Source organism: Fundidesulfovibrio sp., assembly GCF_058402725.1.
Window position 1 is genome coordinate 1 of the sequence record NZ_JBZVFJ010000129.1, and the last position, 10,323, is coordinate 10,323.

At 71.3% G+C, this 10,323-nt stretch carries 10 protein-coding genes; 3 read left to right on the forward strand and 7 right to left on the reverse strand.

Going from position 1 to position 10,323, the window contains the following annotated elements; genetic code table 11:
- The 3 genes from ACV4UX_RS14755 to ACV4UX_RS14765 all read right to left on the reverse strand — a co-directional run.
- The coding region (locus ACV4UX_RS14755; RefSeq protein ID WP_491594040.1) for a sigma-54-dependent transcriptional regulator at window positions 1-1,134 on the reverse strand (1,134 nt) is incomplete at its 3' end.
- Window positions 1,135-1,145: 11 nt separating this feature from the next.
- Window positions 1,146-1,562 (reverse strand): MarR family winged helix-turn-helix transcriptional regulator, encoded by a 417-nt coding sequence (locus ACV4UX_RS14760; RefSeq protein ID WP_491594041.1) that lies wholly within the window; start codon window positions 1,560-1,562, stop codon window positions 1,146-1,148.
- 35 nt (window positions 1,563-1,597) lie between these two features.
- The gene (locus ACV4UX_RS14765) at window positions 1,598-2,545 is read right to left on the reverse strand and encodes a cation diffusion facilitator family transporter (protein WP_491594042.1); all 948 of its coding nucleotides are present in this window, start codon (window positions 2,543-2,545) and stop codon (window positions 1,598-1,600) included.
- Window positions 2,546-2,704: 159 nt separating this feature from the next.
- Here ACV4UX_RS14765 and tpx point away from each other — a divergent pair, with 159 nt between their 5' ends.
- Window positions 2,705-3,220, forward strand: a complete 516-nt coding sequence (tpx, locus tag ACV4UX_RS14770) for a thiol peroxidase (RefSeq protein WP_491594043.1) — start codon at window positions 2,705-2,707, stop codon at window positions 3,218-3,220.
- A 162-nt stretch (window positions 3,221-3,382) separates the two neighbouring features.
- On the opposite strand, the gene ACV4UX_RS14775 is transcribed toward tpx, so the two are convergent.
- The 3 genes from ACV4UX_RS14775 to ACV4UX_RS14785 form a co-directional block, all read right to left on the reverse strand.
- Window positions 3,383-5,119: a bifunctional metallophosphatase/5'-nucleotidase gene (locus ACV4UX_RS14775; RefSeq protein ID WP_491594044.1), complete on the reverse strand. Its 1,737-nt coding sequence runs from the start codon at window positions 5,117-5,119 to the stop codon at window positions 3,383-3,385.
- Between the two features lie 161 nt (window positions 5,120-5,280).
- Window positions 5,281-6,984 (reverse strand): carboxylesterase/lipase family protein, encoded by a 1,704-nt coding sequence (locus ACV4UX_RS14780; protein WP_491594045.1) that lies wholly within the window; start codon window positions 6,982-6,984, stop codon window positions 5,281-5,283.
- Window positions 6,985-7,059: 75 nt separating this feature from the next.
- Entirely contained in the window at window positions 7,060-7,569 is a 510-nt protein-coding gene (locus ACV4UX_RS14785; protein ID WP_491594046.1) for a HyaD/HybD family hydrogenase maturation endopeptidase, read from the reverse strand.
- Between the two features lie 163 nt (window positions 7,570-7,732).
- Between ACV4UX_RS14785 and ACV4UX_RS14790 the strand changes: the two genes are divergently transcribed.
- A complete protein-coding gene (locus tag ACV4UX_RS14790; RefSeq protein WP_491594047.1) occupies window positions 7,733-9,643 on the forward strand; it encodes a right-handed parallel beta-helix repeat-containing protein in 1,911 nt (636 codons plus the stop codon).
- Between the two features lie 115 nt (window positions 9,644-9,758).
- Here the strand turns inward: ACV4UX_RS14790 and ACV4UX_RS14795 are convergent, their stop codons facing one another.
- Complete coding sequence (locus tag ACV4UX_RS14795) at window positions 9,759-9,866, reverse strand: dual CXXC motif small (seleno)protein (protein WP_491594048.1); 108 nt, start codon at window positions 9,864-9,866, stop codon at window positions 9,759-9,761.
- 229 nt (window positions 9,867-10,095) lie between these two features.
- Here ACV4UX_RS14795 and ACV4UX_RS14800 point away from each other — a divergent pair.
- Window positions 10,096-10,323: hypothetical protein (locus ACV4UX_RS14800; RefSeq protein ID WP_491594049.1), on the forward strand; the 228-nt coding region annotated here is incomplete at its 3' end.

The following is a 10,323-nucleotide window of genomic DNA, read 5'->3' on the forward strand; positions in this document are numbered from 1 at the left end:
CAGGTGCACGGGGTGCAGTTCCGGCTCCTCCAGGCCCAGGGCCACCATGCCCTCCATCACGTTCTGGATTTCGCGGATGTTGCCCGGCCAGGAATAGGCCGTCAGCGCCGTCTCGGCCGCAGGGGAGATGCGCTTGGGGGCCGCGCCGAGGCGCGCGCAGGCCTGATCCAGGAAGTGGGCGGCGAAGGTGAGCACGTCGCCGGGGTGTTCGCGCACCGGGGGCAGGGCGATGACCATGCCGCGCAGGCGGAAGAGCAGGTCCTCGCGGAAATCCCCCGCTTCGGCCATGGCGTCCAGGTCGCGATGGGTGGCGGCCAGGAGGCGGAAGTCGCAGGGGCGCTCCACGGGGCCGCCCACGGGGCGCACCTTGCGCTCCTGGAGGGTGCGCAGGAAGGTCTTCTGCACGTCCAGGGGCAGTTCGCCCACCTCGTCCAGGAAGAGCGTGCCTCCGTGGGCCTGAAGGATCAGGCCTTCGCGCGGGCGGTCCGCGCCGGTGTATGCCCCGCGCTCGCTGCCGAAGAGCAGACTCTCGGCCAGCGTGGAGGGCAGGGCGGCGCAGTCCACGGGCACGAAGGGGCCGGGGGCGCGGCGGGAGTTGGCGTGGATGGCCCGGGCGACCAGCTCCTTTCCCGTGCCGGTCTCGCCGGTGATGAGCACGGCGGCCTCGCTGCGCGCGGCGCGGGCGGCCTGTTCCAGGCAGGCCATGCGCCCGGGGTGCTGTCCGGCCGCGCCGTCCCAGGCGAAACCGCCCAGGGAGGAGCGCGGCCTCGAGCCCCGGTAGGCCATGGCCGAGAGCAGGGGGCCGGTCATGGCCTTGAGGGTGGGAGGCTTCTCGATGTAGTCCCATGCGCCCCGGCGCATGGCGGCCTCCGCGCCGTCCGGGTCGCCCCAGCCGGTGATGACGATCACTTCCGGGCGGCTCTGGGCGCTCTGGAGTTCGCCGATGGCGTCCAGCCCGTTGCCGTCGGGCAGGCGCACGTCCAGGAGCACCACGTCGTATTGTCCGGAACGGGCCTTGCGCAGGCCGTCGCGCAGGGTGGCGGATTCCTCGGCGTGGAGCCCCAGGGTTTCCACCACGCGGGAGAGGGCCTCGCGGATGGGGAGGTCGTCGTCGATGATGAGCACGCTGCCCACGCCGGTCCCCCTCAGAAGGCCTGGTTGAGTTTGCGCAGGATGCCCGCGAAGGCCCTGGTTTCGTCCTCGGTGAGGGCGGCGAAGAGGTCGCGGGCCAGGTCCAGGTGGTGCTTGTGGTGCTCCTCGAAGAGCGCTCGCCCGCGCTCCGTGAGCGTGACGAGCACCGAGCGCCGGTCGGCCTCGTTGGGGGTCCTGGCCACCATGTCCAGGCGCTCCAGGCGGTCCACCACCACGGTGAGGGTGCCTGTGGTCACGCCCATCTTGGCGGCAAGTTCCTTCATGCGCAGGGGAGGGTGCTGCCCCAGCACCTCGAGAACGTGGGTCTGGGGCAGCGTGAGGGGGCTGTCGCGGGCAACGGCGTGCTCCCAGGAGGACAGCTTCTCGTAGAATTCCAGAACTTGAGCGCTCAGGCTTTCCAGATCGGGCATACGTTCATAGTATCCCCGGGCGGTTGAATTTGCAATCAACCCTCCTGTTCCATGGGGCACGGGCAGGGGTGCACCTCTACGAGCACGCTTGCCAGGCCGTCCACGCCGTCCAGCAGGGCCTTGTAGTGTTCGGGGGGGCGCGGCGCGGCGTCCTCCAGGGTGAGTTGCGCGGCCAGCCGTCTCGGTCCCACCTGCCACACGGAGAGTTCGCGCACGGTGGCCCCGCAGCTCTCCACCTTGCGGCGCAGTTCGGCCACCAGCTCCGGAGCGGCGCTGTGGTCCAGGAGCGTGCGCGAGGTCTGCACCAGAAGGCCCCAGGCCCAGCGCCCCACCACCACCGCGCCCACCACGCCCATGAGCGGGTCCAGCCAGACCCACCCGGCGTAGCGTCCGCCCAGGAGCGCCGCGATGGCCAGCACCGATGTGAGGGCGTCGGCCATCACGTGGAAATAGGCGGCCTTGAGGTTGTGGTCGTGGGCGTGGGAGTGGTCCTCGTCGCGCAGGAGCCAGGCGCTGGCAACGTTGACGCCCAGGCCCAGCGCGGCAACCACCGTGGCCTCCGTGAAGTCGATGCGCACCGGCGAGAAGAGCCGCACCAGCGACTCCACGCCCATGAAGAGCGCGGCCAGCCCCAGCCCGATGGACGAAGCGAACCCCGCCAGGGCGTTCACCTTGCCCGAGCCGAAGACGAAATCGGGATTGTGGGCGTGGCGGCGCGCGAAGACGTAGGCGAACCAGGCCACCGCCATGGCCCCCGCGTGGCCCGCCATGTGCCAGCCGTCGGCCAGGAGCGCCATGGACCCGAAGGCCCAGCCCGCCAGGATCTCCGCCGCCATGGTGACCACCGTGAGCCAGAACACCAGCCGCGCCCCGCGTTCGCCGTGGTGGTGGGAGTGGTCGTGCCCGTGGGTGCAGCCGGCGTGGTCGTGGGCATGGTGGTGGTCGTGGGAACAGCCGCCTGGTCCGTGATCGTGGGTGTGCATGGCAAGTCCTTGTCTTGAGTGTCGTGTAATTTGAACATCAAGATAATAGGCTGGATTGGTTTGATTGTCAAACTTCTTTGCCGAAATGTGCCGGAAAGGGCTGACGCGGGGGGCTCTTTGCGCTACAGTGCCGGAAAATCCGATGAAAAGGAGATCGCCATGAGCGAACGCAAAGGCGTGGTGACCATCTTCGGCAACCCCTTGACCCTGCTGGGTCCCGAACTGACCGTGGGGGCCAAGGCCCCGGACTTCGCCGTCCTGGACAACGACCTCAACCCCAAGACCCTGGCCGACTACGCGGGCAAGGTGCTGGTGGTGGCCGCCGTGCCCTCCCTGGACACCCCCGTGTGCGACATGGAGACCCGGCGCTTCAACTCCGAGGCCTCCAAACTGGGGGCAGACGTGCGCATCCTGACCATCAGCATGGACCTGCCTTTCGCCCAGAAGCGCTGGTGCGCGGCGGCGGGCATCGACCAGGTGGCCACCCTCTCCGACCACCGCGACGCCGCCTTCGGCCAGGCCTGGGGCGTGCTCATCAAGGAACTGCGCCTGCTGGCGCGCGCGGTGTTCGTGGTGGACGCCTCGGGCGTGGTGCGCCATGCCCAGATCGTCCCCGAAGTGACCCACGAGCCCGACTACGACGCGGCCCTGGGCGTGGTGAAGACGTTGGTCTAGCGGACGGACGTCCGGCGGAGGCGGGCAGGGCAAACGGGTGGGAGGTCCCCGGCCGCGAGGCCGGACCACGTTTCGCCTGGCCCGCGCCGCCGAAAAGCCGATGCATGGAAAAGCCCCCCGCCGGAACCTTTCCGGCGGGGGGCTTTGTCTTTTTCGTACGGCCTACTGGGGCAGCGCGTCGCTCAGGCGGGTTATGCGGCCTTCGGGGCGCGCGGGCAGGGGCGAGTGGCTGGCCACGTAGTCCGCCAGGGCGTCGGACACGGACTTGCCGAAGGCGTACACCCGGCGCGCGCCGTCCTTGAGCGCGACGTTTCCGTCGCCGCCCTTGAGCAGGTAGCTGGTGGTGGCCAGGGTGTAGAGGGCCTCCGGGTTCACGGGGGCGAAACCGCCGTCCGCCCCCTGGATGGAGGCCGTGACGATGCGCTGGCCCTCGGGGCGTCTCGAATCGAACGAATAGCGGAGCCCCGACACCTGCAGGAAGCGCCCCGTGCCCTTGGCCGAGGGGTCGGAAGCGGCCGCCACGCCGTGCTCCAGCACGGCCAGCAGGTCTTTTCCCGAGAGCTGGAAGGTGGCCACGGTGTCGGCGAAGGGGTAGACCGCCAGCAGGTCGCCCTGGCTCACGTCACCGGCGCGCAGCCCCGTGCGGACCGCCCCTCCGTTGACGAAGGCCGCCTGCGCCCCCTGGGCCTTGCCCGCCATGCGCACGGCGTCGGCCAGCACGGAGCCCAGCACGCACTCGCCGAAGCGGCAGTCGAAGGGCAGGGCCTCCAGGGCCTTGCCCACGGGCTGATTCAGGTAGGGGGCCAACTCCTCCTGCCAGCCCCGGGCCTTGGCCAGAAGCGCCGGGTCCTGGGGCATGGAGGCGTCCAGAAGCAGGGGCTGACCGTTCCAGGCCGTGGCCACGCCCGAGGCGTCGAAATCCACGGTGAGCTCGCCCAGGTACTTGCCCCAGGCCTCGGCCTGCACCACCAGCACCGGCCTGCCCGAGGGCGAGGGCACCACCGTGGGGTAAGGCCCGGCGGCTTTGGGGTCGGTGGAGGAGAGCAGGGTGTGGGTGTGCCCGCCCACGATCACGTCCACGCCGTCCACCGAGGCGGCCAGCTCCTTGTCGCGGCCGTAGCCCACGTGGGTGAGGGCCACCACGATGTCCGCGCCCTGGGCGGTCACGGCCTTCACGCCGCGCTCCAGGGCCTGGCGGGCGTCGCCGAAGGCCACCTCCGGGCCGGGGGCGGAGATGGAGGCCGTGTCCTCGTAGGCCAGACCCACCAGCCCCACCTTGCGTCCGCCCACCGCAAGCACGGCCCACGGCGCGATGCGCTCCTTGAGCGGCGCGAAGCCCGAGGCGTCCACGTTGGCCGCCAGCACAGGGAAGGAGAGCCCGTTCAGAAAGGTGTCCACCAGCACCTCGGGGCCGTCGTCGAACTCGTGGTTGCCCAGGGTCATGGCGTTGTAGCGCAGGGCGTTCATGGCCTCGCGGGAGGGCCGCCCCTTGAGCACGGTGTAGAAGAGGGTTCCCTGGAACTGGTCGCCCGCGTCCAGGAGGAGCACGTTGCCGCCCTTGGCGCGGCGGGCGGCGACGGCGGCGGCCAGGCGGGGGAAGCCGCCGAAGCATTCGCACTTGGAGGATTCCTCGGCCGTGCAGATCTGACCGAAGCGATTGAACTCCAGAATGCGCGCGTGCACGTCGTTGGTGTGCAGGATGGTCAGGCGCAGGGGCTGGACGGACGGTTTCGCGGCGGCCTGGACCGCCGGTTTAGCCCCGTGCCGCGCCTTGTCGGCGGCCTGCCCGGCCAGGGGGGACAAGGCCGCCAGCAGGACGGCCAGCAGGACGGCCAGGGAGGCCGGGCCGGTGAAGCGGCCGCGCCGTCGGGGCGGGGCGGACGGGAAAACATTGCGCATGGACGGGCCTCCTGGGCTGGGACATCCGGTGCATGCCCGAGGAGCGCGGGGGGCGTCAAGGCCGCCTGCGGGCAAGCCCGCGCGGGCGATTGCGGGGGCGTACGCGAGGCCGCTCGCAAGACCGGCCGCAAGGTCGTTCACGGGGCCGGCCGCGTGCGCGTTCACGGGCGGGCCTCGCGCGGGAAGCGGGAGACGCCCGCCACGAAGTCCGACTGGCGCGGGAAAAGATCCCGGCGCAGGCGCGGGGCGTCGGCAAATTCCATCACGGGCTCGCTGCCCGGGCGGCAGGCGGGCCAGTGGGGGAGGCCCGGGCCGTTGGGGTCGCCGGTGCGGGCGAAGTTGGTCCAGTAGTCCATCACCTGGCGCGAGAGCTCCCGGTCGGCTGCGTCGTAGGCCTGGGGCGGCTCCAGGTTGCCGAAGACGTAGGCCAGGTCCACGCCGTGGTGCGCGCCGAAGCGGCGGGCCAGGTCGGTGCCGGGCGCGCGGGAGAAATGGAAGAGCCAGGCCTTGCGCCCGTGGGACGCCTGGGAGCGGGCCATGAACCGAGCGGGCTCGGCGTTGGCCCCCACGGTGACGATGCGGTCGATGGCCCCGGGCACGTCCGCGTCGGCGCGGGCCGGGAACACGGCGGCTGCATCGCGCCAGCGCGCCCCGAAGCGGGACTTGAGGAACGTCTCGTAGCGGTCGCGGTCCAGGTTCTGTTCGCGGCCCAGGTAGGCCGCGCCCTCGTTGGCGGTGCTCCCGGCCATGACGGGCACGGGGTGCATGCGCCCCGAGGCGATGGCCGGGCCCGGGTCGGCGGGCAGCGCCCAGCCGTCGAAGACCGGGCTGAAGAAGATCTCCTCCGCGAAGAGCCCGGTGTCGCAGGCCGCCGCCCGAACCACCTCGTCCGCAGGGGCCGCGCGCAGGACGGCCGACGGGTCCGGGGATTTGTCCGCGCCCATGCGGCGCGCCAGTTCCAGGCCCATGCGCGCGGCGCGCAGGCTGTCGCCGTCGAAGACGGGGCTCAGGTATTCTGAGCCGATCACCGGGCCGCCGCTCTGGGTGATGGCCCGCCGGAAGAGCCCCTCAGAGAGCGGGCTCAGGAGCTGGAGCGACACCGAGCGCGACCCGGCCGACTGCCCGAAGAGCGTCACGTTGTCCGGGTCGCCCCCGAAGGCCGCTATGTTGCGGCGCACCCAGCGGAGGGCCGCCGTCTGGTCCAGGAGGCCGTAGTTGCCCGAGACGCCGTGGGGCGACTCCGCGTCCAGGGCCGGGTGGACCAGGAAGCCCAGCGGCCCCAGGCGGTAGTTGAGGGTGACCGCCACAACGCCCCGGCGGGCCAGGTTGGCCCCGTCGTACTCGGCCTGGGACGAGGCCCCGAAGTTGAAGCCGCCGCCGTGCACCCAGACCATCACGGGGAGCTTTCCGCCCGGGTTAGCGGCCGGGGTCCAGACGTTGAGGGTGAGACAGTCCTCGCTGAAGCGGCCCTCCGGCTTCTGGGCGGGCTGGGGGCAGCCGGGGCCGAAGGCCGTGCAGGGGCGGGGTTCGTTCCAGGCGGCCGGGGGCCGGGGCGCCCGCCAGCGCAGGGCGCCCACGGGGGGCGCGGCGTAGGGGATGCCAAGGTAGGCGCGCAGGCCCGGCAGGAGGAGGCCGGTCACGGGGCCGGAGTCCAGCGCGACGGGGGCCTGGGGGGGCGCGTCGGCGGCGCGCGCGCTCGCCGGGGGGCACGCGAGGAGGGCCAGGAGCAGGGCCAGGGCCGGCATCAGCGGCGAGCGGCGGGACGAGCCGAAGGGCGCGTCGGCGGCAGGGGCGACCGGCGAGCCGACCCCCCGGACGTGCGCGGGATGCCGGATCGGGGCCGGAACTGCGGCGCGGCGTGGCATGGGGCCTCCCCAAGCTGCCGGGCGCTGGATGGACGCGGCCCGGGCGGCCCGGAGGCCCGGGCGCGCCGGGAGGCGTCAGGCCTCGGCGTGCAGGCGCTGGCGGGGCTTGAAACCGCCGCCGGCCGCCTCGATCTCCTTGAGGGCGAAGGCCGCCAGATCGTCCAGGCGCTCGGTGAGCAGGGGGGAAAGCTCCACGGCCATGGTCTGGTAGTCGTGGGGTTCGATGCCAAGCACCACGCACTCGGGGCGGTTGCCCAGCAGGTCGCAGTAGATGAGGGTGTCCACCAGGTCGGTCTGGTGCATGGAGTCCTTGAAGGCCAGGGACTTGCGCAGGTCGTCGCCGGTGCAGCGGTAGATGGAGCCCGGGGTCTGGCCGCCCAGCACCGCGTCGACCACGATGGCCGTGTCGGCGTTGAGCAGGGCGTCCATCAGGCGCATGCCCAGGGTGCCGCCGTCCAGGAGCGTCACGTTGGGTGTGAACTCGTAGTCGCGCTCCAGGCGCTCCACGCAGCGCACGCCCACGCCCTCGTCGGTGTAGAGGATGTTTCCCACGCCCAGCACCAGAATCCTGCGTTGCCCGTCCATGAACTCTCCTTGCGCGAAGTGCGCCGCATCATGCCCGGCATCGGTCCTCCAGGCAAGAGCCCACCCTTGACGGCGGCGACCGGGACGGGCATTGCTGGAATCGTCCTTGCGAACAGGTTCGGCGTAACTCTATAGAATAAGGCTCGATCCGGGAGGACCCTTCATGTCCGGAAGCGAACGCCCCTTGCCCTACGGCGTGGAGAACGGCCGCCGGGTGCTCTACATCACCTACAAGGGCGACTGCCGTAGGCTCCCGCCGGAGCTGGGCGGCGATTTCGTGCAGACGCGCACCCTGCAGGACGCGCTCCACTGCGTCTATCCCGGCGACATCCTCCAGCTGCTGCCCGGCAAATACTGGCCGCCCATCCTCTTCGACGAGCAGACCGGCAACCCCCCGGCCTGCAAGCCCGTCACGCTCACGGACATCGCCGGACGCCCCCGCGCACCCGTGACCATCCGGGGCCTGGGCGCGCGCACGCTCCTGGACGGCGGCCTGGGCGGCACCCCGCGCGACTCCATGCTCCCGGATCTGCGCCACTTCGCCTTCTTCAAGGCCGTGGGCTGCTCCTGGCTGGAGTTCGAGAACTTCCACGCCGCCAGCTGCTGGCCCTGCCTGCTCTACATCCAGGACAGCTCCTACGTCACCGTGCGCCGCGTCACCTGCGTGGACAGCCGCTACATGGTCTACGCGCGCGGCCAGGACACGCACCACATCCTCCTGGAGGACAACCGCTGGACCCAGGACCCCACCGGCTCCATCTGGCGCGACCTGCTCTGGCTCGACGCCAAGCGCAAGCGCTACTTCTACTACAACGGCGGCATCTTCGGCAGCCTGGGCATCCCCGGCAGCGTGGTGATCCGGCGCAACGAGATCGCCGACGCCTTCAACGGCATGCGCATGAAGGCCGACAGGAAGCCCGCCTACGCCCAGAACCACAACGTGGAGTTCACCGGCAACACCCTCACGCGCATCCGCGACAACGTGGTGGAGCCCGAGCGCCAGGCCCACAACTGGTGGGTGAGCCACAACCGCATCCGCGACGCCCACGCCTGGTTCTCCCTGGACGAGGTGGAGGGCGGCTTCTGGTATTTCTTCGCCAACCGGGGCGTGGCCGTGGACCCTCCCGGCACGGAGCTGGACCCCAACCGGGGCGGCAAGGTCTACAAGTACGACAAGAAGGGCGGCATGCCCCGGGGGCCGGTGTTCGCCTTCCACAACAGCTGGCTGCTGCGCGCCTCGCTCATCAAGAGCGGCAACACCACGCGCCTGCAGCACCTCTCCAACGCGGTGCTCTTCACCGAGCGCACGCAGGACGAATCGCTCTCGGACTGCGGCGCGCCCCCGCCCCCCGGACCCGACGACCGCTTCGCGGGCAAGGACTTCCTGCGCAAGGCCTGGCCCCGGGGCGTGCGCCTGGACGGCGACCTGACCAACATCGCCTTCCCGGCGCGCTTCAAGGCCCTGGGCCAGGAGCGCCGCGGCAGCGAGGTCCCCGGCGCGGCCTATGCGGACCCCGAGGCCTGGGACATGCGCGTGGACCCGCCCGCGCCGCCGGGCGTGCCCGTGGTCCTCAAGCCCCGTAGGGACTGGCCGGGCAGGCGCGCCTGGCGCTCTCCGGCGGGCGCGCCGGCCGGGGCCTGCGACGCCTCGGGGAGGCTCATGGACGGACCGGCCTTCGTGTTTCTCAAGCCGGAGAAGGCCCCCGACGGCTACGCGGAGCGTCCCCGCCTGGTGCGCCTGGCGCGCGAGGGGGCCAGGCTGGACCTGTACTTCTCGGCGCGGCTGGCCGGACCGGGGCCGGTGGAGCTGGTGGCGGAGTCGTCAAGCGGCGCGCGGGCCATGGTGCGGGCCGAGGTGGACGGGCGGGTGCTGCGCGCGCTCCTGCCGGAGGTCTTCGAGGGGTGGGAGTTGGCGTCGGTGCTGGTTCCGGCGGGGCTCAAGGGCGCGGACGGCGAGCCGGTGACGGCCTGGGCCGCGTCGTTCCCGGGGTTCGGCTTCCACGGGGAGGACGAGGACGATCCGGGACCGGCCAGGCCGGTCTGCTTCTGCGATTGCGGGTGCGAGGAGCGCTGAAGGGCCTGTCCTTCGGGCAGTCCTATCGCTGGATTTCCGGCCCGTCTGGAGACGGGCCTGGCGCTGGATGTCCGGCCCGCCTGGAGACGGGCCTGGCGCTGGATGTCCGGCCCGTCTAAAGACGGTCCATGGGGAACGACGCGTAGTAGTTCTCCCAGTCCTCGTCGAGCATCTCGGCGAACTGGGTCAACGGGAAATGTCTGCCGCAGGACCTGCAGCGCACCACGGCCTCGCGTCAGAGCCTGGCCGGATGGACCCGGCCGCCGCACTCCGGGCATTCGGGCGTCTTGAAACGCGGCCCGGACCTGAAAAACATCATCCGCAACACTCCAGGAAGAATACGCGCCGCCCGGGCGGGGTTCGCCGGTAGTCAAACGCGCAGGAAATGGCTATAAGGACTTCAGCGCCGGATGCAAGCCGTTTCCACCCGTCCCGGCGCGAGGAAGAGGCCCATGAGCGACGACTGGGGGTCCACCGGAATCCCGGAGGACAACACCAAACTGCCCCTTGTCCCCAAGGTCCGCAGCCTCCTTGCCCAGGACAAGGCCCTGGCCGCAGGCGAGGACATGCAGGGCTTCTCCTCCCGGCAGACCTTCTACGGCTTCCGGCAACCGTCCACCAATCTCCGCACCCCCGAGGTGGACCTGGGGCGCTCTTCGATCTGGGCTCCTGACGCAAAC

Excerpts from the sequence above, each read along its gene's own strand:
- ACV4UX_RS14760 (WP_491594041.1), bottom strand. The coding sequence starts at position 1,562 with ATGCCCGATCTGGAAAGCCTGAGCGCTCAAGTTCTGGAATTCTACGAG.
- ACV4UX_RS14765 (WP_491594042.1), bottom strand. The coding sequence starts at position 2,545 with ATGCACACCCACGATCACGGACCAGGCGGCTGTTCCCACGACCACCAC.
- tpx (WP_491594043.1), top strand. The coding sequence starts at position 2,705 with ATGAGCGAACGCAAAGGCGTGGTGACCATCTTCGGCAACCCCTTGACC.
- ACV4UX_RS14775 (WP_491594044.1), bottom strand. The coding sequence starts at position 5,119 with ATGCGCAATGTTTTCCCGTCCGCCCCGCCCCGACGGCGCGGCCGCTTC.
- ACV4UX_RS14780 (WP_491594045.1), bottom strand. The coding sequence starts at position 6,984 with ATGCCACGCCGCGCCGCAGTTCCGGCCCCGATCCGGCATCCCGCGCAC.
- ACV4UX_RS14785 (WP_491594046.1), bottom strand. The coding sequence starts at position 7,569 with ATGGACGGGCAACGCAGGATTCTGGTGCTGGGCGTGGGAAACATCCTC.
- ACV4UX_RS14790 (WP_491594047.1), top strand. The coding sequence starts at position 7,733 with ATGTCCGGAAGCGAACGCCCCTTGCCCTACGGCGTGGAGAACGGCCGC.